21 protein-coding genes are annotated in these 23677 nt (G+C 59.6%); 10 read left to right on the top strand and 11 right to left on the bottom strand.

Features of this window, described 5'->3' with window-relative positions:
* Positions 1-46: 46 nt before the first annotated feature.
* The 4 genes from HQN82_RS03970 to glyA are packed head-to-tail and all read right to left on the bottom strand — an operon-like array spanning position 47 to position 3686.
* Positions 47-658 carry a riboflavin synthase gene (locus HQN82_RS03970; RefSeq protein ID WP_022555984.1) on the bottom strand — a complete coding sequence of 204 codons (612 nt, stop codon included), beginning with the start codon at positions 656-658 and terminating at the stop codon, positions 47-49.
* Positions 658-1902, bottom strand: a complete 1245-nt coding sequence (ribD, locus tag HQN82_RS03965; protein WP_113488285.1) for a bifunctional diaminohydroxyphosphoribosylaminopyrimidine deaminase/5-amino-6-(5-phosphoribosylamino)uracil reductase RibD — start codon at positions 1900-1902, stop codon at positions 658-660. The genes HQN82_RS03970 and ribD overlap by 1 nt, the downstream gene beginning before the upstream one ends.
* A 2-nt stretch (positions 1903-1904) precedes the next feature.
* Complete coding sequence (gene nrdR, locus HQN82_RS03960) at positions 1905-2384, bottom strand: transcriptional regulator NrdR (RefSeq protein ID WP_003512508.1); 480 nt, start codon at positions 2382-2384, stop codon at positions 1905-1907.
* A 12-nt stretch (positions 2385-2396) separates the two neighbouring features.
* A complete protein-coding gene (glyA, locus tag HQN82_RS03955; RefSeq protein WP_004441171.1) occupies positions 2397-3686 on the bottom strand; it encodes a serine hydroxymethyltransferase in 1290 nt (429 codons plus the stop codon).
* On the opposite strand from glyA, the gene HQN82_RS03950 reads away from it, so the two are divergent.
* On the top strand, positions 3676-3855 hold the full coding sequence (locus HQN82_RS03950) for a hypothetical protein (protein ID WP_162759153.1): 180 nt from the start codon (positions 3676-3678) through the stop codon (positions 3853-3855). The genes glyA and HQN82_RS03950 overlap by 11 nt on opposite strands.
* Before the next feature lie 183 nt (positions 3856-4038).
* Here the strand turns inward: HQN82_RS03950 and HQN82_RS03945 are convergent, their stop codons facing one another.
* From HQN82_RS03945 to HQN82_RS03935, 3 genes are all read right to left on the bottom strand, one after another.
* Positions 4039-5370 carry a L,D-transpeptidase family protein gene (locus tag HQN82_RS03945; protein ID WP_006700203.1) on the bottom strand — a complete coding sequence of 444 codons (1332 nt, stop codon included), beginning with the start codon at positions 5368-5370 and terminating at the stop codon, positions 4039-4041.
* 373 nt (positions 5371-5743) lie between these two features.
* Positions 5744-6253: a transcriptional regulator LdtR gene (gene ldtR, locus HQN82_RS03940; protein WP_026363448.1), complete on the bottom strand. Its 510-nt coding sequence runs from the start codon at positions 6251-6253 to the stop codon at positions 5744-5746.
* 234 nt (positions 6254-6487) lie between these two features.
* Positions 6488-6925 carry a DUF6163 family protein gene (locus tag HQN82_RS03935; protein ID WP_006700200.1) on the bottom strand — a complete coding sequence of 146 codons (438 nt, stop codon included), beginning with the start codon at positions 6923-6925 and terminating at the stop codon, positions 6488-6490.
* Positions 6926-7099: 174 nt separating this feature from the next.
* Between HQN82_RS03935 and hemB the strand changes: the two genes are divergently transcribed.
* The 3 genes from hemB (at position 7100) to HQN82_RS03920 (ending at position 9602) form a co-directional block, all read left to right on the top strand.
* Positions 7100-8113, top strand: coding sequence for a porphobilinogen synthase (hemB, locus tag HQN82_RS03930; RefSeq protein ID WP_112765900.1), 1014 nt, complete (start codon positions 7100-7102; stop codon positions 8111-8113).
* Positions 8114-8208: 95 nt separating this feature from the next.
* Complete coding sequence (locus HQN82_RS03925) at positions 8209-8667, top strand: RDD family protein (protein ID WP_022555979.1); 459 nt, start codon at positions 8209-8211, stop codon at positions 8665-8667.
* Positions 8668-8843: 176 nt separating this feature from the next.
* Positions 8844-9602, top strand: a complete 759-nt coding sequence (locus HQN82_RS03920) for an arginyltransferase (protein ID WP_112765713.1) — start codon at positions 8844-8846, stop codon at positions 9600-9602.
* A 251-nt stretch (positions 9603-9853) separates the two neighbouring features.
* Here HQN82_RS03920 and parC read toward each other — a convergent pair whose 3' ends face one another.
* Positions 9854-12106, bottom strand: a complete 2253-nt coding sequence (gene parC / locus HQN82_RS03915; RefSeq protein ID WP_037088992.1) for a DNA topoisomerase IV subunit A — start codon at positions 12104-12106, stop codon at positions 9854-9856.
* 229 nt (positions 12107-12335) lie between these two features.
* Between parC and HQN82_RS03910 the strand changes: the two genes are divergently transcribed.
* A complete protein-coding gene (locus tag HQN82_RS03910; protein WP_035207707.1) occupies positions 12336-13526 on the top strand; it encodes a hypothetical protein in 1191 nt (396 codons plus the stop codon).
* 150 nt (positions 13527-13676) lie between these two features.
* Here HQN82_RS03910 and creD read toward each other — a convergent pair whose 3' ends face one another.
* The 3 genes from creD to aspS all read right to left on the bottom strand — a co-directional run bounded on the left by creD (position 13677) and on the right by aspS (position 17625).
* Positions 13677-15128 carry a cell envelope integrity protein CreD gene (gene creD, locus HQN82_RS03905; protein ID WP_112765899.1) on the bottom strand — a complete coding sequence of 484 codons (1452 nt, stop codon included), beginning with the start codon at positions 15126-15128 and terminating at the stop codon, positions 13677-13679.
* 230 nt (positions 15129-15358) lie between these two features.
* The gene (locus tag HQN82_RS03900; RefSeq protein WP_072494279.1) at positions 15359-15835 is read right to left on the bottom strand and encodes an FUSC family protein; all 477 of its coding nucleotides are present in this window, start codon (positions 15833-15835) and stop codon (positions 15359-15361) included.
* Positions 15836-15837: 2 nt separating this feature from the next.
* The gene (gene aspS / locus HQN82_RS03895) at positions 15838-17625 is read right to left on the bottom strand and encodes an aspartate--tRNA ligase (protein ID WP_004441151.1); all 1788 of its coding nucleotides are present in this window, start codon (positions 17623-17625) and stop codon (positions 15838-15840) included.
* Between the two features lie 191 nt (positions 17626-17816).
* On the opposite strand from aspS, the gene HQN82_RS03890 reads away from it, so the two are divergent.
* The 5 genes from HQN82_RS03890 to HQN82_RS03870 all read left to right on the top strand — a co-directional run bounded on the left by HQN82_RS03890 (position 17817) and on the right by HQN82_RS03870 (position 23675).
* A complete protein-coding gene (locus HQN82_RS03890) occupies positions 17817-19088 on the top strand; it encodes an MFS transporter (protein WP_173614568.1) in 1272 nt (423 codons plus the stop codon).
* 82 nt (positions 19089-19170) lie between these two features.
* Positions 19171-20331: a ribonuclease D gene (gene rnd / locus HQN82_RS03885; protein WP_037088987.1), complete on the top strand. Its 1161-nt coding sequence runs from the start codon at positions 19171-19173 to the stop codon at positions 20329-20331.
* A 329-nt stretch (positions 20332-20660) separates the two neighbouring features.
* Entirely contained in the window at positions 20661-21689 is a 1029-nt protein-coding gene (locus HQN82_RS03880; protein ID WP_004441145.1) for an adenylate/guanylate cyclase domain-containing protein, read from the top strand.
* A 143-nt stretch (positions 21690-21832) separates the two neighbouring features.
* Positions 21833-23191, top strand: coding sequence for an esterase-like activity of phytase family protein (locus tag HQN82_RS03875; RefSeq protein ID WP_112765711.1), 1359 nt, complete (start codon positions 21833-21835; stop codon positions 23189-23191).
* Between the two features lie 136 nt (positions 23192-23327).
* Positions 23328-23675, top strand: coding sequence for a YunG family protein (locus tag HQN82_RS03870; protein WP_072494902.1), 348 nt, complete (start codon positions 23328-23330; stop codon positions 23673-23675).
* Positions 23676-23677 lie beyond the last annotated feature (2 nt).

Genomic DNA, 23677 nt, shown 5'->3' with positions numbered 1-23677 from the left:
GACGGAGGAGGCGTCGGTGCGTCCTCCTCTCCAAAGCATCGTCACATTACGCCGAGGGGAATTCCGCAAGCCGCGCGGCGTAACGGGCCATGGTGTCGACCTCGAAATTGACGAAATCGCCCGGCTGGCGCTCACCCCAGGTGGTGACGGAAAGCGTGTGCCGGATCAGGAGAACGTCGAAATCGGTGCCATCAACGGCGTTCACGGTGAGCGATGTGCCGTCGAGCGCCACGGAGCCCTTGGGGGCAACGAATTTCGCCAGATGTTCCGGCGCGCGCAGGCGGATACGCACCGCCTCGCCTTCCGGCTCGACCGACAGGATTTCCGCCTTGCCGTCCACATGGCCGGAGACGATATGACCGCCAAGCTCATCGCCGATCTTGAGCGCCCGCTCCAGGTTGACGTGCGTGCCCTTCTGCCAGCTGGCGATCGTCGTCAGGCGCAAGGCCTCTTCCCATGCTTCGACCTCGTACCAGCGCTCATTGCTGCCATCATCAGGCAGTCTCGTCACCGTCAGGCAGACGCCGCCATGGGAGATGGACGCGCCCATATCGATGGTCTTGGGATCGTAATTGGTCGCCACGCGCAGGCGGACACCCTCGGCCAAGGCCTCCAGTTCGGAAACGGTTCCGACATCGGTGACAATTCCGGTAAACATCAAATCGGCCTTTCATAATTGAAGCAGCGATCCGGCCCGTAGGCGGTTTCACTGATCAGAGCATAGTCGCCCTTGATGTCGGCACGGCTGAGCGGCGTTTCAATGCCGCCCTTGCCGATCATGACGGGGCTTTCAAACAGCATGATACGATCCACCAATCCAGCTTCAAGGAATGATTTTGCGGCAAAGGCGCCGCCTTCGACCAGAAGTTCCGACATGCCGCTTTCGGCAAGGATGTGGAGGAGGTTTTCGAGCGTAGGGGCTTCGAGGATTTCGACGCCGGCGTTGGTCAGGAGTTGGCGGCGGAGGTCGAGGTTACCCCCCTCTGCCCTGCCGGGCATCTCCCCCTCAAGGGGGGAGATTGGCAAGGGGCTGTCCGCACGGTCAAATTGCGCCCTAGACGCACCCTCTCCAGCCGTCGATGCAGGGCGGAGCAGCGCTCCATCGATCTCCCCCCTTGAGGGGGAGATGCCCGGCAGGGCAGAGGGGGGTAAAGCGGCAACCACCACCGGAACTTCCCGCGCACTCCGCACCAGTTTCGACGTCAATGGCAATTCAAATTGCCGATCCAGCACGATCCGCACAGGCGAGCGGTTTTCCAGACCGGCAATGCGCACGGTCAGCTCAGGATCATCCGCGATAGCGGTCCTGATACCAACGAGAATGCAGTCGCAGCGCGCCCGAAGTTGGTGCACTGCATGGCGTGACTCAGGGCCGGTAATGGCAATCTGCCCCTCACCTTGCCTGCCGATCATTCCGTCAGCAGAAACCGCAAGCTTCAGAATCACATGCGGGCGTTTTTTCACCTGTCTTGTGAGGTAACCGGCGAGCGCCCGTTGGGCTTCGGCACGCAGCAGACCGGTTTCCACCACGATACCAGCATCACGCAATATCTGATAACCACGGCCGGAGACGCGCTCGTCCGGATCGTCCACCGCGACCACGACACGGGCAACGCCATATTCCACCAGCGCGTTGGCGCAGGGCGGGGTTTTGCCCCAGTGTGAACAGGGTTCGAGCGTGACATAGGCCGTTGCGCCGCGTGCCGCCTCGCCGGCCAGTTCCAGCGCCTGGCGTTCGGCATGGGGGCGTCCGCCGATGGCGGTCACGGCTTCGGCGATGATTTGTCCGTCCTTGACGAGAACACAGCCGACCGAGGGGTTGGTCAGCGTCTGGCCCTGGTGGCGAAGCGAAACCTCGATGGCCCGCGCCATGAACCTTTCGTCATCGGCACGGCTCATCACGTCTATGCTCCAGCGTCGGTATCGCGCGCGATCTTGGCGTTGATTTCGGCAATCACGTTCTCGAAATCCTCGGCATGGCTGAAATCGCGATAGACCGAAGCATAACGAACGAAGGCGACGTCATCGAGGCTTTTCAGTGCTTCCAAAACCTGAAGACCGATTTCTTCCGAGGGAATTTCCGTCTCGCCGGAGCTTTCCAGACGACGGGCAATACCTGATACGGCCCGTTCGATCCGGTCTCGATCAACCGGCCGCTTGCGCAGCGCGATCTCGAAGGAGCGCACCAGCTTTTCGCGGTCGAAAGGAAGCTTGCGGCCGCTTTTCTTGATGACCATCAGCTCGCGCAGTTGCACGCGCTCATAGGTCGTAAAGCGGCCGCCGCAATCCGGGCAGATGCGCCGCCGGCGGATGGAGGTGTTGTCCTCCGCCGGACGCGAGTCCTTGACCTGTGTGTCTTCGGAACCGCAGAATGGGCAGCGCATCGTCTTCTTTCCTTACATGTACGGATACATCGGGAAACGGTCCGTCAGGCCGACCACCTTTTCACGCACAGCAGCCTCGACGGAGGCGTTGCCTTCATCCGAATTGGCGACCTTAAGACCATCGAGAACCTCAACGATCAGCTTGCCGATTTCGCGGAATTCCGCTTCCTTGAAACCGCGCGTCGTGCCGGCCGGCGTGCCGAGACGGACACCAGAGGTAACGAAGGGCTTTTCCGGGTCGAAGGGAATGCCGTTCTTGTTGCAGGTGATGTAGGCGCGACCAAGGGCTGCCTCCGCACGCTTGCCGGTGGCGTTCTTCTTGCGAAGGTCGACCAGCATCAGGTGGTTGTCGGTGCCGCCGGAAACGACATCAAGACCGCCTTCAACCAGGGTTTCGGCCAGCGCCTTGGCGTTCTTCACGACCTGTGCGGCATAGTCCTTGAACTCGGGCTTCAGCGCTTCACCGAAGGCAACAGCCTTGGCGGCGATGACGTGCATCAGCGGGCCGCCCTGCAGGCCGGGGAAGACGGCGGAGTTGAACTTCTTCGCCAGATCCTCGTCGTTGGTGAGGATCATGCCGCCACGCGGGCCGCGCAGGGACTTGTGCGTCGTCGTGGTCGCGACGTGGCAGTGCGGGAATGGCGACGGGTGCTGGTCACCAGCCACTAGACCGGCGATGTGAGCCATGTCGACCATGAGGTAAGCGCCGACTTCGTCAGCGATTTCGCGGAAGCGCTTCCAGTCCCACACGCGCGAATAGGCGGTGCCGCCGGCGAGAATGAGCTTCGGCTTATGTTCTTTGGCCTTGCGCTCCACTTCGTCCATGTCCAGCAGGTTATCGCCTTCGCGCACGCCGTAGGACACGACGTTGAACCACTTGCCGGACATGTTGACCGGGGAACCATGCGTCAGGTGACCTCCCGAATTCAGATCGAGACCCATGAAGGTGTCGCCCGGCTGCAGCAGCGCGAGGAACACGGCCTGGTTCATCTGCGAGCCGGAATTCGGCTGAACGTTGGCGAAGTTGACGCCGAACAGCTTCTTGGCGCGTTCGATGGCGAGTTCTTCAGCAATGTCGACGAACTGGCAGCCGCCGTAATAACGCTTGCCCGGATAACCTTCCGCATATTTGTTCGTCATGATCGAACCCTGTGCTTCGAGCACGGCACGGGAAACGATGTTTTCCGAGGCAATCAGTTCGATCTCGTGGCGCTGGCGGCCCAGTTCCTTCTCGATCGCGCCGAAAATTTCCGGATCGACATCGGCAAGCGGACTGGAGAAGAAAGCATCTGTGTTCGACATGGTGAAGGCTCCTGAAACAGTAATGCGATGGCGTCTTAGCGCCCTGCCCGAACAAGAGCAATACGGAGAGCGAGATTTGCCTGTCAAACTGCGACGTCGCGACGAAAAGTGGCAGTTGTTTTCAGGAAAAGCAGAGCGCGACGGAAAATTCACGGCGGCGCTGCGATGATGCGCGGCCAAGCCGCGCACTTGCGTCATCCTCGGGCTGGCCCCGAGGATCTGCAATGCTCTATTTACGATAGGTGATTAGGTCCTCGGGACAAGCCCGAGGATGACAGCGGAGGGACTGGCCGGTTTCCGGCGATCACCTCTCCCCCCCGCTCACAATTCCAAGCTTGTAGCAAAAGGCCGATCAGTTGCGCGGCAGCAGATCGTCGTCCACGGCACCGGCCGGCTGTTCCATGCCCGCCGTCGTGTTCAGCGCCAGTTCGGCATTGCCGTCCTTGCCGTAGATATCGTCGCGGAACTGAACCACGCCGTCCTTCGCCGACCATGCGGTGATGTAGACGAAGTAGACGGGCACTTCCTGTGCGAGCTTGATCGGCGTGTTGACGCGCGAGGCGATGACGCGTTCCATTTCCTGGCGCGACCAGCCGGGCGTGTCGCGCAGCAGCCATGACGTCAGGTCGCGCACGTTCTGCACGCGGACGCAACCGGAGGACTCGAAGCGCATCAGCTTGTTGAACAGGCCCTGCTGCGGCGTGTCGTGCATGTATTCGTTGTTCGGATTGTGGAAGTTGATCTTCGTCGAGGACATGGCGTTGATCTTGCCGGGGTCCTGGCGAAACATCAGGTTCGGCGCTTTCGGCGCGAACCAGTCGACCGTGGTCGGCGAGACTTCCTGTCCCTTGCCGTCGATAAGGCGGATATTGTTCCGCTCCAGATAGGTCGGGTCCTTCTGCATCAGCGGCACGATGTCCTTTTCGACGATCGAGCGCGGTGCGGTCCAATAGGGGTTGAGGATGACTTCGTAAATCTTCGAATTGATAACGTGCGTCGGACGGCTGGCGCGGCCGACAACGGCAGTGTTGCGCAGCACGACGCGTTCGTTTTCAACGGCTTCAATGGCGGCGGCCGGAATGTTCACCATCAGGTGACGCTGACCGAGATCGCCGGACATGGACTGGATGCGCACGAGGTTGGTCTGCAGCTGCGCGAGACGGATCTGCGCGGACACATTGAGAGCCTTGGTGGTGTATTCGCCGCTGACGCCATCAGCCGGAAGGCCATGACGGGCCTGGAAACGCTTCAGCGCGCCATCGACATAGGAGTCGAAGGCGCTGGAAATGCCGGCTTCACGCGGCAGGTCGCCCGATACCATCAGTCGCTGGCGCAGTGCCTGAACGGAGGGATCGGAGACGCCAATCTGCAGACGCTGCTGCGACGCCGGAACTTCCGGCCAGCCGCCATTCTGCACGATCTGCTGATATTGCATGATCGCCTGCTGCATATAGACGGGGGCTTCGCGGCCAAGGACCGGATTGTTGGAAACGACGCCCACAGCCGAACGCGACGTATTGGCGTCGAACTGGTCGTCCCAGTTGCCGCGGCGCGAGGAACCCATGAGATCGTTAAACGCGTCCTGCGCCAAGGCCGGCGCAGCGAGCGCGGCGACACCAGCGGAAACGGCCGAGCGCAGAAGCGTGCGGCGCGATACGGAATTGGAAACGGATGTCTTTGTCATTCTACCTACCAGCCACTCTATTCGGCATTCTCTATAATGCCTAAATCAATATGATTAACAAACACGTACAACGTGCCTGCCGGCCTGGAATACTCGACACCCATCGCCTGGGCGCTATTGTCTGGCAGAACGGTCGGGACTTGCCGCGACAGCAGGAGAAACAGCCGGCTCCTCAAGCTTTGCGGGTCCCATATCAATATGGCCAATTCGTGTCACGGGCCATTTCTCACGAAGCTGTGTATGCCCCACAAAACAGGGCTCCTACGAGCTTTGCAGGTTGGGCTTGACATGAAAAACGGCAGAGATGTAGCCGCCGAATCCGCAGGCCGGGAGCAAGAATGCCCCCGGCCTAAACAGTGAAACCGTCGCGGTATTACAGGCGGTAAGCGATCGAGTCGTTCCAGAAGCGATCGAGGCGCTGCAGCAGCTTGTTCATTTCGGAGAACTCGCCGGTGCCGATGCCGCCGACCTTTTCGATCGAGCCGACGTGGCGTTCATAAAGGCGGGCAACCGTTTCGGCGATTTCCTGGCCCTTTTCGGTCAGGCTGATGCGAACCGAGCGGCGATCGACGCGAGAGCGCTGGTGGTTGATGAGACCAAGGTCGACCAGCTTCTTGACGTTGTAGGAAACGTTCGAGCCGAGATAATAACCACGCGAACGAAGCTCGCCGGCGGTCAGTTCGGAATTGCCGATGTTGAACAGCAGCAAGGCCTGAACGGCGTTGACGTCATCGCGACCCTGACGGTCGAACTCATCCTTGATGACATCGAGGAGACGGCGGTGGAGACGTTCCACCAGATGCAGCGACTCCATGTAGAGCGAGCGGATGGTATCTTCATGTGCATCGGCAACAACGGCCTGGGGCTTAACTTTGCTATTGATCATGACTGCCTCACTGTTTTGTTTGGCGGTGTGTTTGTTTGTCTCCCGCCTTGAGTGAGAACCTAATCAATGCGCATAAAATTCTACTTAAAAGCTACGATTAACAAATGGTTACCTGCATTTTGCCTGGAGGCCCCAACTTGTGGCGAAGCGGGAATGCCTGACAGGCGATCGTTATAAATCAATGGGTTAGATATGAAATTCGGTCGCAGATCAGGCCGAATTGCTTTATTCTTATGGTAAATCAATTCTTGCGCGTTCTTCATTCTGGCGCTGATCCAGCCAGAAAGCGACCAGGAATAGTATATAAATGGTTGCCACCAGACCGTGCATGACGGGCACCAGCGTGTTAGCGCCGAAGATGTGGGGCCACACCTTATACATCGCGATCTGCGTGCCCGCGCCCATCACCCACATGACAGCGCCCCAGGAGGCGCCGAGCCAAAGGCCTAGGGCCGCGACCGGGAAAATGACGGCAAGCGCGCTGCCGGCCACACGCCAGGGCAGGTTCAGCATATCGAACCTGCCGTGACCGCCCAGAGAATAGCCCGTCAGCATTGCCCAATATTGCAGCCCGAACCAGAAACACGAAACCGCGACCAGCCTCATGAAGACCAGAAACAGGATTTCAGTGAGCGGGCGCTTCGGCAGAGGTTGAGAATCAGGTTCCATGGCCGGAAGATACGGTCTCGACGAACGGGCGACCAGCCCATATTGAATTCCGCCGCCTGCCTTGTCAAAGCATCATCGTCATTGCCGGACGGCAATGAGGGAAGATTGTCGCATTCGCATGCGCCGCGCTTCATGGTATGCAGCCTTCCAAATTTGATCGAAGGACATTCTGACATGCAGGACAAAACCCACCTGGTCGACGAGATCACCGGCCATCGCCGCATGCGTCGCAATCGCAAGGCGGATTGGACGCGCCGTCTGGTACAGGAAAGCCGCCTCACTGTGGACGACCTGATCTGGCCGGTCTTCATCGTGCCGGGCAGCAATATTCTGGAGCCCATTCCGGCGATGCCTGGCGTCAACCGCATGAGCGTCGACAGACTGGTCGAAGCGGCGAAGGAAGCCGCCGATCTCGGCATTCCGGCAATCGCCACCTTCCCGAATGTCGAGATGGAATTGCGGGACGAGATCGGCTCGAACGCGCTTGAGGCCAATAACCTCATCAACCAGGCGACTGCCGCCGTCAAGAAAGCCGTTCCCAATATTGGCATGATCACCGACGTGGCGCTCGACCCATTCACCAGCCACGGGCATGACGGCATTCTGCGCGGCAACGAGATCGTCAACGATGAGACCGTGGAACAGGTCGTCAAGGCGGCGATCCTGCAGGCGGAAGCCGGATCGGACATTATTTCTCCTTCTGAGATGATGGACGGCCGTATCGGCGCCATCCGCCGCGGCCTTGATGCGGCCGGGCACCAGAATGTCGGGATCATGGCCTATGCGACAAAGTTCTCATCCGGCTATTACGGCCCCTATCGCGAGGCGATTTCCACCGCCGGCCTGCTGAAGGGCGACAAGGCAAGCTATTACATCAGCCCTGCCAACGGCATGGAGGCCATCCGCGACGCGGCGCTCGATGTGGAAGAAGGCGCCGATATGCTGATGGTCAAGCCCGGCCTGCCCTATCTCGACATCTGCTGGCGGCTGAAGGAGAATTTCGGCCTGCCGACCTTTGCCTATCAGGTCTCCGGCGAATATACCCAGATCAAGGCTGCGGCGATGAACGGCTGGATCGACGGCGAGCGGGTGATGATGGAAACGCTTCTCTGTTTCAAGCGTGCGGGTTGCGACGGCATTCTGACTTATTTCGCCATCGAAGCCGCACGCAAACTCAACAGGGGCTAAGGCCAGCGCTTATTGTATTCGGTGGTTCCTTACCCATATTGTTGCTGACACGGCACTCATGCCGAGCTGTCAGTTCTTTCAGGAGAAAACGACCGATGAGCCTCGACCAGAACCCCACCTATGCCGCACCGGATGACTGGCGCGCCTATAGCGGCGTCCTGAGCCGGCGGGTCTTCGCGTTCCTGATCGATTACGCAATCGTTCTCCTCCTGTGCATCCCGGCCGCCGTGATTGTCTTCTTTCTTGGCGTGATCACGCTGGGTCTCGGCTTCTTCCTCTACCCGGCGCTGTTCGTCATTGTGGCGGTACTCTATTTCGGCATGACGCTCGGAGGCCCGTCGCAGGCCACCCCGGGTATGCGGGCGATGGGTATTGCGATGGCGCGCATGGACGGGCGGCGAATCGATTTCCTGCTGTCCACCGTTCACATCGTGCTTTTCTGGATCATCAACTCGGTTTTGACGCCGCTGATCCTGCTTGCCGGCCTGTTTACGGAGCGCTCGCGCCTCGTTCACGACTTCCTGCTCGGCACCGTCATCGTCAGAACACGCTAATATTACGGAAAGCCACGGAAACGTGGCTTTCACCCCGCCAAATACCTCATCCCGCAGTTGACGTTTTCTGTCATTTTGCCATTCTGTGACACTATGCATGTCGCTTGAAGCGCCGCCGTCAGCCCCGTGAAATCGCGGCGCGCTTTATAACAGACGCAGGAGGCGATCACGGTTCGATGAACACGCAGGCGACGCCCTCTCCACAATTCTATCTTACGGCGCCGGCCACCTGCCCCTATCTGCCGAACCAGATGGAGCGGAAGGTCTTCACCCATCTGGTTGGCCCGCGCGCCTCGGAAATGAACGACCTTCTGACCCAGGGCGGTTTCAGGCGCTCGCAGAACATCGCTTATCGTCCGGCCTGCGAAAACTGCCGCGCCTGCGTTTCCGTGCGGATCCTGACCGAGCAGTTTCAACCCACGAAATCGATGCGACGCGTTCTTGCCGCCAACAAGGATGTCGTCGCCACGGTGCATGCGGCCGAACCCTCCACCGAACAATTCGCCCTGTTTCGCCGCTACCTCGACCACCGGCACCAGTCTGGCGGCATGTCCGACATGTCGGCGCTGGATTATGCGATCATGGTGGAAGACACACACGTGAACACCCGCATCATCGAATACCGCGTCCGCGAGCCCGGCTCCGGCATCGATTCCAGCAAACGCGGCGAGCTTCTGGCCGTGGCGCTCAGCGACGTGATGAGCGACGGCCTGTCGATGGTCTATTCCTTCTTCAACCCGGAACTCGAGAAGCGCTCGCTTGGCACCTACATGATCATCGATCATATCACCCGCACCCGCGCACTCGGCCTGCCACATGTCTATCTCGGCTATTGGGTCGATGGTTCGGAAAAGATGGGCTATAAGACCCGCTACCACCCGCAGGAGCATCTGACGCCGCGCGGGTGGGAGGTTTATACGCCGGAAGAAAAGTAATTCTTCGCAGCACAGGCAGGCGACGGCCTCAACCTGAATTGCGATGGTAATCTGCTTGAGTTACGAGCTCACAGCGTAAGCAAAAAAGCGACAGGTGGCTTCAATCGTCAGTTAGAACGCGCTCGGTATGCGATGCGCAAATATCATGTTGCCCTAAAGGCGCTTGCAGAGTCGTGACGTCTCCGCTGGTCCTGTCGCGATAGACAAGAGGCGGAACCGCGCTGGGCTACGTCGGAGCGGCACCTGAATCGTCACCCACCAAACTTTCCACTCCTCGGAAAGCCCTTCGGCACGGTGCGGCCGGCGGTGGCGCGGTCGGCCAACCATTCGCGCAGTTCTTCACCCACCTTGTTGAAGAGACGCCCGGCCGTGTCGGACCAAGACAAGCCTTCGGCAAGCGCGAAACATTTCACATCCACGACGCCGCCATCCTTGTAACGCTGCAGGCGCACGCCCTTGCCACGTGACATTTCCGGAACCTGCGCCAGCGGGAACGCCAGGAGCTTGCGGTTTTCGCCGACGACAGCGACGTGGTCGCCGGTAACGGGAACCGCGAGCTTGGCCTCATCGGGCATGGATACGTTCATGATCTGCTTGCCCTTGCGGGTATTCGCGACCATTTCGCTTTCCGCAACGACGAAGCCGTTCCCGGCCGTCGAAACGAGCAGCAGCTTGCGCGACGGATCATGCACGAAGGCGGTGAGGACATCCTGATCGTTTTCCATATCGACCATGATGCGGATCGGCTCGCCATGGCCGCGTCCGCCCGGCAGCTTGTCGGCGCCGAGCGTATAGGCCTTGCCGCCCGTCGTCAGCAGCAGCAGCTTGTCGGTCGTCTGCGCCGGGAAGGCAAGCTTTGGACCGTCGCCTTCCTTGAAGGTCAGGGTCGAGGTATCAGACATGTGACCCTTCAGCGCCCGGATCCAGCCCTTCTGCGAGATAACGATGGTGACCGGTTCCTTCTCGATCATCGCCTGCTGAATGGCCTCGATATCGGCGTCAGGCGCGTCGGCAAACTGCGTGCGACGGCGGCCGAGTTCGGTCGCCTTGGCATATTTCTTTTTGACCTCGCCGATTTCCCAGGCGATGGTCTGCCACTGTTTGTCATCAGAGGCGATCAGCGCTTCGATCTCGGCCTTCTCATTCGTCAGTTCGTCGAATTCCTTGCGGATTTCGAATTCCTCGAGCTTGCGCAGGTTGCGCAGCCGCATGTTGAGGATGGATTCGGCCTGCAGGTCCGTCAGCGACCATTTCGCCATCATCACCTGTTTCGGCTCATCCTCCTCTCGGATGATGCGGATCACCTCATCAAGATTAAGATAAGCGACGAGCAGGCCGCCGAGAATTTCCAGTCTGCGATCAATTGCCGCCAGACGATGGCGCGAGCGGCGGACCAGCACGTCCTTGCGGTGCGCCAGCCACTCCGTCAGCACCTCGTTCAGCGCCATCACCTTCGGCACCTTGCCGAGCGACAGCACGTTCATGTTGAGCGGCAGGCGGCTCTCAAGATCGGAGAGACGGAAGAGCGATTCCATCAACAGCGTCGCATCGACGGTGCGGCTCTTCGGCACCAGAACGATACGCACATCCTCGGCGGATTCGTCTCTGACATCCTCCAGAAGCGGCAGCTTGCGGGCAATCAGCAGCTCGGCAATTTTCTCGATCAGCCGCGATTTCTGCACCTGGAACGGAATTTCGGTGATGACGATCTGATAACCGCCACGGCCCAGATCTTCCGTTTCCCACTTGGCGCGCACGCGGAAACCGCCGCGGCCGGTCTTGTAGGCGTCGAGAATATTCTCGCGGCTTTCAACAATCACGCCGCCGGTCGGCAGGTCGGGACCGGGAATGAATTCCACCAGCTTTTCAACGGTCGCATCCGGATGCTTGATGAGGTAAAGCGCCGCGTCACACAGTTCATGCGCATTGTGCGGCGGGATCGACGTCGCCATGCCCACAGCGATGCCGGAAGCACCGTTCGCCAGCAGATTGGGGAAAGCGCCGGGCAATACCACGGGCTCGGAATTGGATTCGTCATAGGTGTCGCGGAAATCGACCGCGTCTTCCCCGATACCTTCCAGCAGAAGCTCGGCCACCGCCGTCATCTTGCTTTCGGTGTAACGCATGGCGGCGGGGCTATCACCGTCAATGTTACCGAAGTTGCCCTGCCCGTCGACCAGCGGATAACGCAGCGAGAAATCCTGCGCCAGACGCGCCAGCGCATCATAGATCGCCTGGTCGCCGTGGGGGTGATAGTTACCCATCACCTCACCTACAATCTTGGCACATTTGCGGAAGGCGGAATTGGGTCTCAGACCCATTTCGCTCATCGCATAGACAATGCGGCGATGGACCGGCTTCAGGCCATCGCGAACATCCGGCAGCGCACGATGCATGATCGTGGACAAGGCGTAAGCGAGGTAGCGCTCTTCGAGCGCTGCCTTTAAATCGACCGGATGAATATTATCGTCTCCGCCGGACGGAGGTACAAGATTTTTTCCCATGGTGCTTGACTAGCGGAAATGGCGATTCCCGGCAAGAAACACAGGGGTCGCGGCTGTGGATGAAACCATCCCTTCCATGCGGTTTTTTGTTAACCGCGCTGCAAATGCCGCAATGCCGCCGTCATGGGAATCGATCTAAATACCCTAGACCTTTGATTATCAGCGAATATAAGTATCACCATTAGCATTAAGGCTCGGTTTGCAGCCGTACGTTGAGGGAAGAAACATCATGAGACTGAAATCCACCCGGCAGGTTCTTTTTGCGAGCGCCGCGCTTCTTGCCCTTTCCGCGCCGGCTTTCGCGCTGGATGGTGGGGATGTGCTGAAGAAGATCAATGCGGCCTATGCCGCGCAGGGCGGTCAAATTGATGCAGGCTCCGTCGCCGTCAACGGCTCGACGGTGACGCTGAACGACGTGACCCTCAGTGCCGCTGCCGACCCGGCCAAGAAAATCCCGGTTGGCAATATCACGCTTGATGGCGTCGAGGAAAACAACGGCGGCTACAAGATCAAGAACGCCCGCTTCGACAATATCGACTACAAGCAGGACAAGGTCGAGATCAAGGCCAGCGACATCTACATGTCCGGCCTCGTCATCCCCGCTGATGCCACCACCGGCACGGTCGATGCGCTGATGTTCTACGACGAAGCCCATAGCGGCCCGATTTCCGTGTCCGTCGACGGCAAGCAGGCTTTCTCGCTTGAGGAAACCAGCGCGACGATGTCGGTCAGCGACGACAAGAACTCGATCAGCTTTGACCTCGACGCCTCCGGCTTCAAGGCCGACCTCAGCGACGTCACCGACCCCGCCACCAAGGATGCAATCGAAAAACTGAAGCTGCAGGCGCTTTCCGGCGACATGACCATGAGCGGCAGCTGGGAAGTGGCTTCCGGCACTGTTGATGTCGAGGAATACGCGATCGACCTCGATGATGTCGGCCGCCTGAACATGTCGTTCGGTTTCTCCGGCTACACGCTCGCCTTCATCAAGTCGATGCAGGAAACGGTGAAGGCGCAGGCCGCCAACCCGAACAAGGAACAGGCAGACCAGGCCGCGAGCCTTGCCATGCTCGGCCTGATGCAGCAACTCTCCTTCGTCAACGCCGAGATCAGCTTCGAAGACGCCAGCATCACCAAGCGCGCGATCGATTATGCGGCGAGCCAGCAGGGTATGACGGGCGACCAGCTTGCACAGACCATCAAGGGCATGGCGCCGATCATGATGGCCTCGCTCAACGTTCCCGAATTGCAGAACATGGTGTCGGCGGCGATCAACACCTATATCGACGATCCGAAGAACTTCTCGATCACGGCAGCGCCGGAAAAGCCGGTCCCCTTCCCCATGATCATGGGCGCTGCCATGGGCGCGCCGAACACCTTGCCGAAAATGCTCGGCGTCACGGTGACGGCAAACGAATAAGACGAAAGAGCCCCGGTCCATTGCACCGGGGCTTTCCTTTTGTGCTCAATTAACATCCGGGAATGTCGTCAGCTCCCGATAACTTATCTCACGATCAACGCCAAAAGCGGGTCGCAGCTTGCGTCCCGCTTTTGGGGGCGGCAGTGGCGCTCAGGCTGTTTCGCCCTGTGCGATTATCCTGCCCTCACCTGCAGTGCCCGCTCCCGACCAGTCAACGCGGCGCGTCGCAAACATTGTGGCGGCTATGGCGATGAACGAGATTACCGCACCGGCCAACAGTGCATATTCATCTTCATTCAGCACCAGGTACATGACGCTGTAGGCGAGTGAGAGCACGCTGAACAGGGCAATGCCGTTCCTTCGGCTACGGGTTGCGCTGCCGAGATAAAAGGAGATCAGCACCGCTGTTGAGAGTGCGGCGGCGACATAAGCAATGGTGAATCCCGTGTGCTCCGAAAGCGCCAGGAGAAGTACATAAAAAACGATCAGCGCCAGCCCTGTCAGCACATATTGTAGCCAGTGCACGATGGTGCCGCCCCTGAGTTCGACGATAAAGACGGCAAGGAAAACGAGAGAGATGAACCCGATCGAATATTTCAGTGTCCGCGCGATGATCTGGTAAAATTTCACTGGCTCTACGAGATTGATTGTCATCAGACTGTTGGAGAGCGGCAATCGCGGGCCTTCAACAACCCGATCCAAGCCCCGTGCGAGATACGGAATGGTCCAACTGGCACTGAACTCCGTGGCGGTGATCGTTTTTTCCTCCGGCAAAAACAGGCCTTCGAAACCCGGATGTGGCCAATTGGCTTTTGCGGCAAAACTCGTCGTCTGACCTGCCGGCGCGACGGCGAAACTGCCCGACCCGTTCAGTGAAAAGGCAATATCGAAGGCAAAGCCGGTTTCAATGAGGCCTCTGTCAATTTGCCTATGCACTCCGGCATCGGACATCATTCGCGCCTGCGGGTCGTCATGCGTTGCCGTTGCGGACATGTCCCGCATGCCGGGATCAAATGGCAGAACGGGCCCGCCGTCTATCCGGACGCCTGCGCTGGACCGGATGCCTGTCATGTCAGCGATATTGAGAACCAGGACGGCGTTATCGAGACGAGGCGCGCCAGCAAAACGGGCGAGATCCGTCAGGATGCCGGAACCAAAGCGACCGGCAAGCGCGAGATCGCCTTTATAAACGGGCAAGCTATAGATCGACAGCTGCTTTTCCTCGGCCTTGAGATCAGCCGTGACCTTTAGTGTTTCCGGCATGACAAGCACCCATTCCGTCACACGATCAACGACGCTTTGGCCATTGACCTCGCGGCGGCGTTCCACATCGAAGGGCACGGCAAGATAAGGTCCATTCACCACCTGATCGCCACCCCATCCATGGGCGATCCGTCCGGATACCTCTTGTGCACGAGAGGCGCGCTCTTCCGTCAATGCCCAGACCAGCAGGAGCGGCACCAGCAAGACCATCGAAATGAAGCCGATCATGACAAATTTCGCGCCCGGCGAGCGCAGCCCGGCCGCGAAATGAGTGCGGTGCGTGGCCGGATGCATATGCCCGGCCGCGATGGCAGGGTCTTTTTCCGTTTGATGAACCATTCTGAAATCCTTACCAATATTATCGCGCGAACCGGATTCAACGTTCGGTCGGCGCCGTCCCAAGTTTAAAATCTGCGTTAGACTTGCATCCTCCTGGTGGACGCAGGGCTATACTGGGATCGGATTTCGGCTGATTATGTGCGGAAGTGGGTTCGACTCGCGGTAAAATTGTGTCTTTGCCGCGTTCGCGAGAAAAAGACGGAAAATTCCTCATCCACCAGTGGTGACGGCTAGAGTTTCAGCCGCTCGCGAAAGAAGACCAGCGCTACGGTGACACCGGTCGCGACACCCACGATCACGTCGATGAAGCGGACAAGGCCGGCAACCTGCGGCCCCATGAGGAGCACGAGCATGGCGGAAGCACCAGCCTGTATCGGTACGACTGGCGGCAGGCCGAACATGGAGGCGAGGATCATGGCGATGAAGGTCGCCGAGGCCAGCCTGATTTCGGCGAAATCATGCGGAACCAGGAGGGCTATTTCCCCGACGAGAATGCCGACGGTGACGCCCACCATCAAGCCGAGGCCCTGACGAACATGGCTTGGAATTCCCGGCGCCAGACAGATGAGCGCGCTGATCGCCGCGAAGACGGGTTGCGGATGGCCTAGCCAGCCATGCGCGACCCAGAACGCAAAAGCGGCCGCAAGTGCGGCCGCCAATGCACGGGTGAAGGCTGCGCGAACACGGTCGAGCAGCGTCTTCAACACGATCAGTCTTTCTTGGATGGAACGACGCGCAGCGCCAGTTCGCGAAGCTGCGTCGGCGTTGCCGGCGACGGCGCGTTCATCAGGAGGTCCTGCGCCTGCTGGTTCATCGGGAACAGCGTGATTTCGCGCAGGTTCTTCGCACCGACCAGCAGCATGACCACACGGTCGATACCGAAAGCGCAACCGCCATGCGGAGGCGCGCCATACTGGAAGGCGCGGTAGAGACCGCCGAAGCGCTCTTCAACGTCGGTCTGCGACAGGCCAACCTTTTCGAAAGCCTTGACCATCAACTCGGGCGACTGGTTACGGATCGAACCGGAGGCGATTTCGAAGCCGTTGCAGACGGCGTCATACTGGAAGGCCTTGATGGAGAGCGGGTCCTGCCCTTCCAGCGCTTCCAGACCACCCTGCGGCATGGAGAAGGGGTTGTGGGCGAAATCGATCTTCTTTTCTTCTTCGTTGTATTCGAAGAAGGGGAAGTCGACGATCCAGCACATTTCGAAGCGGTCGCGGTCGATCAGGTTCAGTTCATCGGCGGCGCGGGTGCGCGCCTCACCGGCAAACTTGTAGAACTTGGCGGGATCACCGGCGACGAAGAAGCAGGCATCACCTGCCTCGAGGCCGAGCTGCTGGCGCAGCGCCTCGGTGCGTTCCTCGCCAATGTTCTTGGCGAGCGGACCGGAACCGCCGACCTTGCCGTCTTCTTCCTTCCAGAAGATGTAACCGAGGCCGGGCTGACCCTGAGACTGCGCCCAGGCGTTCATGCGGTCGCAGAATGCGCGCGAACCGCCGGTCTTGGCCGGAATTGCCCAGACCTGAACCTTCGGGTTGGAGGCGATCATGTTCGCGAAGACCTTGAAACCCGAACCATCGAAATGCTCGGTCACGGCCTGCATGACGATCGGGTTGCGCAGGTCCGGCTTGTCGGAGCCGTATTTGCGGATCGCTTCATCATAGGGAATGCGCGGCCACTCTTTGGTGACAGGCTTGCCTTCGGCAAACTTTTCGAAAACGGCCGTCATCATCGGCTCCATCGTGGTCCAGACATCTTCCTGGGTCACGAAGCTCATTTCGACGTCGAGCTGGTAGAATTCGCCCGGCAGGCGGTCGGCGCGCGGGTCTTCATCGCGGAAGCACGGCGCGATCTGGAAGTAACGGTCGAAACCCGCCACCATCAGAAGCTGCTTGTACTGCTGCGGCGCCTGCGGCAGCGCGAAGAACTTGCCCTCATGAATACGCGACGGCACGAGGAAGTCGCGTGCACCTTCCGGCGAGGAGGCCGTGAGGATCGGCGTCGTATATTCGGCAAAGCCGGCATCGGCCATGCCGGTGCGCATGGCGGAGATGATCTGCGTGCGCTTGACAATGTTCTTGTGCAGCGTTTCGCGGCGCAGGTCGAGGAAGCGGTACTTCAGGCGAACGTCTTCCGGATAGTCAGGCTCACCGAAGACCGGCAGCGGCAGTTCCTTGGCGACGCCGAGAACCTCGATCTCCTGGGCGTAAAGCTCGATCTCGCCGGTCGCCATGCCCTTGTTGACGGTGTCTTCCGAACGCGCCTTGACGAGGCCGTCGATGCGGATGACCCATTCGCCGCGCACGGTTTCCGCAACCTTGAAAGCCGGGCTGTCGGGATCGGCAACCACCTGGGTGATGCCGTAATGGTCGCGAAGGTCGATGAAGAGAACGCCGCCATGATCTCGCACGCGATGAACCCAACCGGAAAGGCGAACGGTTTCGCCGACGTCGGACTTGCGGAGAGCGGCACAGGTGTGGCTGCGGTAACGATGCATTTTTTTATCCTGGAACGTGTCGTGGGCCTGTTGGAGGCCAGATGGGCGGCACTGTCGAAATTTGCCGGAAAAGCGCATGGCCAGCCTGATTTGTCAAGGCAAAGCGCAACAATGTCGCCTTCAGCCTGTCCTTTCCCCCGCCTTGGCTTTAGATAGTGCATATTCAGCCCGCCAAACCGAGTCGGCCCGCAATGAGCCAGATCAGACCCCTCATCCCGCTTCTCGTCACCGCCGGCATCCTGATCGGCGGCAACGGCCTGCAGGGAACCTATATTGCCCTGCGCGGCATCTCCGAAGGTTTTTCCGCCAGCACCATCGGCGTCATCAGCGCCGCCTACAGCTTCGGATTCGCACTCGGCTGCATTTCGGTGACGCGGCTTCTGCGAAAGATCGGCCATATCAGAACATTTGCCACCATGGCAGCGGTCGCCTCGGCCGCTTCCATCGCCATGCCGCTCATCATCCACCCGCTATTCTGGATGCTGATGCGTTTCGTCATCGGCATTGCCGTCGCCTGTCTTTTTGCGGCCATCGAAAGCTGGATCAATGCCCAGGTGACGAATTCCAATCGCGCGCGCACGCTTTCCATCTATCGTTTCGTCGATCTCGGCTCCGTGACGCTGGCGCAATATGTCATTGCCGTGATGGGTGTCGAAGGCCCGGTGGTGTTTTCGCTGATCGCGATAGCGCTGGTGCTGTCTCTGGTGCCGATCTCGCTTGCCGACAAATCCAACCCTGCCCCGCCGAAGCAGATTCCCTTCGACCTTTTCGCCGTCTGGCGCATTTCCCCGCTTGCCGTCGTCGGTTGCGTGGCAGTCGGCCTCAGCATGGCGGCCTTCCGCAACATTGGCCCGATCTATGCCGAACAGATCGGCTTTTCCGTTACCGCCATCGCCACCTTCATGAGTGCGGGCATTATTGGCGGTGTGGTGCTGCAATATCCGCTTGGCGTTTATTCCGACCGTTATGACCGGCGCATCATCATTCTCGCCACCACGGCCGCCTCTGTCATCGTCGGGCTGTTTCTCGCTTTCTTCGCCGGCACGGACGAGTGGAGCAATATCATCGGCGTCTTCATCTTCGGCGCCTTCGCCCTGCCGCTTTATTCGCTGAGTTCGGCGCATGGCAACGACCACGCCAGGGAAGGCGAACATGCGATGATGTCAGCCGGACTGCTGTTCTTCTGGTCGGTGGGCGCAACCGTGGGGCCGCTTCTCGCCTCCGTCCTGATCGATCAGTTCGGTCCGAAGGCGCTGTTCAGCTATACCGCCGCGATCCAGATCGTTTTCATCGCCTACACCATATATCGGCTGCAGGTGCGCGAGGGCGTTCCGCTTGAGGAGAGGAACTGGCGGTTCAGTTCGCTGTTGCGCACCTCGGCCTATTTCCAGAAGCTCGCCGCACCCACACCACCTAAAAAGAATGGGTCGGAGCCCATTCCGCCGGAGAAAAACGATCCTTAGGCCTTCAAAAACGGGCTTTGTATTGACATGCGCCCGGCAAAGGGAAAGTAAGACGGATAATTTTCACGAGTGGCCATTTGCAATGATTGAAACGACTGCCGCCCTCGCCGAGGCCTGCACGGAACTGGCGAAATCGGAATTCATCACCATCGACACCGAATTTTTGCGGGAAACCACCTTCTGGCCGGAACTCTGCCTCGTGCAGATGGCAAGCCCGACTCTCGAGGTGCTGGTCGATCCGCTGGCGAAGGGCCTCGATCTTACGCCGCTTTTCGAGTTGATGGCCAATCCCGACGTCGTGAAGGTTTTCCACGCGGCGCGACAGGACATCGAAATCATCTACCATCTCGGCGGGCTTATTCCGCATCCGATCTTCGACACGCAGGTCGCCGCCATGGTCTGCGGTTTCGGCGATTCGATCTCCTACGACCAGCTGGTGCAGAAGATCAAAAACGTGCAGATCGACAAATCCTCCCGTTTCACCGACTGGAGCCGCCGCCCGCTGACCGAAAAGCAGCTGGATTACGCGCTGGCCGACGTGACCCATCTGCGGGATGTCTATCTCTCGCTGAAAGCCCAGCTCGAGCGCGAAGGCCGCTCGCTATGGCTGACCGAAGAGATGGATATTCTCGAGTCTCGCGACACCTATGACATGCATCCCGACGATGCCTGGCTGCGGCTGAAATCGCGCCTGCGCAAGCCGACCGAGCTTGCCATCCTCAAATTCATCGCCGCCTGGCGCGAGCGTGAGGCGCGCTCCCGCAACGTGCCGCGTTCGCGCGTGCTGAAGGACGATGCGATCTTCGAAATCGCCCAGCAGCAGCCGAAGGATGCCGAGGCGCTGTCGCGGCTTCGCACCATTCCCAAGGGCTGGGAACGCTCCGCGTCCGGCAACGCCATCGTCGAGACGGTGAATGCGGCGCTGGCGCTGCCGAAAGAAGAAATGCCGAAGGCACCGCGTCACAGCCACGCGCCGGAAGGCTCGGGCGCTGCCGTGGAACTGTTGAAGGTTCTGCTGAAGCTGACGGCGGACAAGCACGGCGTCGCCGCCAAGGTCATCGCCAATAGCGACGATCTGGACAAGATCGCCGCCGAGGGCGAAAAGGCAACGGTGGCGGCACTGACCGGTTGGCGGCGGGAGCTTTTCGGCAATGTGGCGCTGAAGCTCATCAATGGTGAGGTCGCCCTGCGTTTTGCCGGCAAGAAGGTCGAAGCTGTAGAGGTTGCGGCGAACGAGTCGTAACCCTCGCTCTTTCCGCGACCTTCTCATACCGCGTATCGCCTCATTCGCTAGCGCTGCATCTGAATGGCGCTGGCCGAACACCCGAATCGCCCGACAGCGCGTCGGGCGACAAAATCGGTGAAGCCATCGACTATACGATATCAACTTAGGCGGGGTGCGGGCCCCGCCCGTTGCGGCAACCGGGCAACAGGCTTTCCGATCCTTTATGCAACCTTACCGATTGCTCACTTTTTCCAGCGCTTTTTCCACATTAATGTCGCATATGACCTGAACAGAAGCTTTGCCCGCAAGGAGCGACGGGCCTGCCCTTCCCGAGATCAAGAATCGACATGAGAAAATTGCTGCCCATTCTGGATTACGTGGTGCTCTTCGTTGCCGTGGCCGGCAGCGGCGTGGCCTACGCCTTCCTGGAATATGGCGGTGGCGCGCTCATCGGCGCGACCTATGCGCTGTTTGCCTGCGCGCCAATCCTCGCCTTCGAGCGCGGTTACATCATGCCCGGCCTGTCGCGGCAGGTCAGCGCCCTGCCGACACCGGTTTACATTGCCGTCGGTCTTGTCATCTATGCTGTTCTCGTCTTCTGCGGCTTCGGGCTGGGCGGCACGATCCTGTGGCTGAGCGGCATCTTTCCCGGCACCTGGAAACGCGCCGTTCATGCCGAAGTACAGACGCTGGTCTTCACGCTCATCGTCTGCGGCATCATCGTCTTCATTATGCGTGTGCGTGAACTTCTTGGCCGCGATATCTTCATCGACCTCATTCTCGGGCGCTATCGCAGACCGGTGAGCGAAGACCGCGTCTTCATCTTCATAGACCTTGTCGGTTCCACCTCCTTCGCCGAAACCCATGGCGACCTGAAGGCACAGGAATTTCTGGGCGAAATCTTCGCGAGCTATGCCGCACCGGTCAGGAAACACGGCGGCGTCATCGACGATTACATCGGCGACGCCGCGATCATCACCTGGCCATACCATAGGGCGATACGGCGCGCGGCCTGCGTGCGCTGCGTTTTCGATATTCAGGCGACCATCGAGGAAAAGCGCGACATGTGGCTTTCCCGCTTCGGTGAAGTGCCGCGCCTGCGCTTCGCCATTCATGGCGGACCTGTCATCACTGCGGAAATCGGCGTTGACCATCACAAGATCACCTATTTCGGCGATACGGTGAACACGACCTCCAGACTCGAATCGCTGAGCAAGATGCTTGGCCACCCCGTGCTGATTTCCGCCGACCTCGCCCATCAGCTGGTGCTTCCCAAGGGCGTGCGCAGCGAATATCTCGGCGAGCACGCGGTCAAGGGCCGTGGTCAGACGCTCGGTGTCTGCACGCTCAGCCAGTATCAGGCACCCGCCGCTTAGGGCGAAGCAACGTCGCCGTCACCTTTGCCAGCGGCCGCCGTCATCAAAATTCATCAAAGCTTCAAACGGCAATCACCTCTCTGTCATGTGCTGCCCCTATCGCGTCAATCCTGTCTTCAACAGGTACTGAGAGGGGTCTCAATATGAAGCACGTTCTTTTCGCCTCTTGCGCGGTTCTCGCACTCGCTTCCGCATCGCAGGCAGCGGAAAAGGAGTTTCCGGCAAAGCTGGTTTCACATGCCATTCTGCCGGCCAACACCATCATCGCCGCGCCTGCCGATGCGCCGGCACATCTCAAGACCTCCGCCAAGTTCACCACAGCCGACCGCAAGCGCGCCGAAGGCCTCGGCACCGTGCCCGGCAAGGACGGCGCGCGCCTGACGGGCCTTTCCATGCCGTTCAACGGCCAGCCCATGCAGGGCTTTTCCGGCATCAAGGCCATGCCGGACGGCAGCTTCTGGAGCCTTTCCGACAACGGTTTCGGCTCCAAGCTCAATTCGAGCGACGCCATGCTGATGCTTCACCATCTGAAGTTCGACTGGGAAGCCGGCAAGGTCAATGCGCTTGAAACCGTGTTTCTCTCCGACCCTGACATGAAATCGCCCTTCCCCATCGTTCTGGAAGGCACGGAAAAGCGCTACCTGACGGGCGCCGATTTCGATGTCGAATCCATTCAGCCTGTTGCCGACGGTTTCTGGGTGGGTGAGGAATTCGGTCCTTACATCCTGAAATTCACCCGCGACGGCAAGCTGACCGATGTGGTCTCCACCAAGGCCGGCGATATCGAGGTGAAGTCTCCCGACCATCCGGCTCTCGCACTGCCTGGCAACCCGACTCAGAAAATGCCCGCTTTCAACCTGAAACGCTCCGGGGGTTATGAAGGCATGGCGCTCTCCAAGGACGGCTCAAAGCTCTACGGCCTTCTCGAAGGACCGCTTTATATGGCGGACGGGCAGGTAGAAAAGACCGAAGACGGCGCGACCGCGCTGCGCATCATCGAACTGGACACCGCCAGGAAAGAGTGGACCGGTCGCAGCTGGCTTTATCCGCTGGCGGAAGGCGGCGAGGCGATCGGTGACTTCAACATGCTGGACGAGACCACTGCCCTCGTCATCGAACGCGACAACGGCGCCGGCACGGCCGACAAGGCCTGCGCCGACCCGAAGGCTCCCACTGCGGACTGCTTCGCCCGCCCAGCCAAGGTCAAGCGCATCTACAAGATCGAATTCAACGACGCCAATGTCGGCAAGGCCGCCCGCAAGATCGGCTACATCGACCTGATGAAGATCTCCGACCCTGATAACAAGAAGCGCCAGGGCGGCGGCAACGGTTTCTACGACATGCCTTTCGTCACCATCGAGAATGTCGACCGCGTCGATGCCACTCATATCATCGTCGGCAATGACAACAACCTGCCTTTCTCTGCCGGGCGGGCGCTGGACAAGGCTGATGACAACGAATTCGTTCTGCTTGAGGTCAAGGACCTACTCGAGGCGAAGTGAGGCCACGGCTGCCGTCATTTGCACTGACGGTCACCAATGATCCGGACGGAGCGCTGGCAGACACGAACGTCTGCGCGGCGCTCCTTCCGATTTTCCGGCCGCGACAGAAACATGCTTGCGGAAAAGAAGACGTTTCATGCAGGACCATGCCGAAAGACTGTACTACGCCCTGAAGAGAAGCTGGTCGGGCGAGACCAGCGGCCTCTGGTCGCGCGAAAATCCAGCCAGGGGGCAAGGAAGCGTCACTGCCCTGGTGGTTCAGGACATTTTCGGCGGCGAACTTGCGAAAACCGCTGTCAGCGGCGCGCAACACTTCTACAATATCATTGATGGCGTCCGCTGGGATTTCACCTTCACCCAATTTGATCTGCCGGTGGGTTATCAGGATCATCCCGCCAATCGGACCGAAGTCATGGCGACGATAACGCCGCTGCAATATGCCTATCTCAGCGCCTGCATTCGAAAAGCACTCGGCCACGGCTGAAC

This window comes from Agrobacterium pusense (genome assembly GCF_013285525.1).
Lineage (GTDB): Bacteria > Pseudomonadota > Alphaproteobacteria > Rhizobiales > Rhizobiaceae > Agrobacterium > Agrobacterium pusense.
This window is presented reverse-complemented; position numbering and strand designations above follow the sequence as displayed.

Bases quoted from the DNA above. Each gene is read 5' to 3' on its own strand.
- HQN82_RS03970 (WP_022555984.1), bottom strand. From the start codon at position 658: ATGTTTACCGGAATTGTCACCGATGTCGGAACCGTTTCCGAACTGGAG.
- nrdR (WP_003512508.1), bottom strand. From the start codon at position 2,384: ATGCGCTGCCCATTCTGCGGTTCCGAAGACACACAGGTCAAGGACTCG.
- glyA (WP_004441171.1), bottom strand. From the start codon at position 3,686: ATGTCGAACACAGATGCTTTCTTCTCCAGTCCGCTTGCCGATGTCGAT.
- HQN82_RS03945 (WP_006700203.1), bottom strand. From the start codon at position 5,370: ATGACAAAGACATCCGTTTCCAATTCCGTATCGCGCCGCACGCTTCTG.
- HQN82_RS03935 (WP_006700200.1), bottom strand. From the start codon at position 6,925: ATGGAACCTGATTCTCAACCTCTGCCGAAGCGCCCGCTCACTGAAATC.
- hemB (WP_112765900.1), top strand. From the start codon at position 7,100: ATGCAGGACAAAACCCACCTGGTCGACGAGATCACCGGCCATCGCCGC.
- HQN82_RS03925 (WP_022555979.1), top strand. From the start codon at position 8,209: ATGAGCCTCGACCAGAACCCCACCTATGCCGCACCGGATGACTGGCGC.
- HQN82_RS03920 (WP_112765713.1), top strand. From the start codon at position 8,844: ATGAACACGCAGGCGACGCCCTCTCCACAATTCTATCTTACGGCGCCG.
- parC (WP_037088992.1), bottom strand. From the start codon at position 12,106: ATGGGAAAAAATCTTGTACCTCCGTCCGGCGGAGACGATAATATTCAT.
- HQN82_RS03910 (WP_035207707.1), top strand. From the start codon at position 12,336: ATGAGACTGAAATCCACCCGGCAGGTTCTTTTTGCGAGCGCCGCGCTT.
- creD (WP_112765899.1), bottom strand. From the start codon at position 15,128: ATGGTTCATCAAACGGAAAAAGACCCTGCCATCGCGGCCGGGCATATG.
- aspS (WP_004441151.1), bottom strand. From the start codon at position 17,625: ATGCATCGTTACCGCAGCCACACCTGTGCCGCTCTCCGCAAGTCCGAC.
- HQN82_RS03890 (WP_173614568.1), top strand. From the start codon at position 17,817: ATGAGCCAGATCAGACCCCTCATCCCGCTTCTCGTCACCGCCGGCATC.
- rnd (WP_037088987.1), top strand. From the start codon at position 19,171: ATGATTGAAACGACTGCCGCCCTCGCCGAGGCCTGCACGGAACTGGCG.
- HQN82_RS03880 (WP_004441145.1), top strand. From the start codon at position 20,661: ATGAGAAAATTGCTGCCCATTCTGGATTACGTGGTGCTCTTCGTTGCC.
- HQN82_RS03875 (WP_112765711.1), top strand. From the start codon at position 21,833: ATGAAGCACGTTCTTTTCGCCTCTTGCGCGGTTCTCGCACTCGCTTCC.
- HQN82_RS03870 (WP_072494902.1), top strand. From the start codon at position 23,328: ATGCAGGACCATGCCGAAAGACTGTACTACGCCCTGAAGAGAAGCTGG.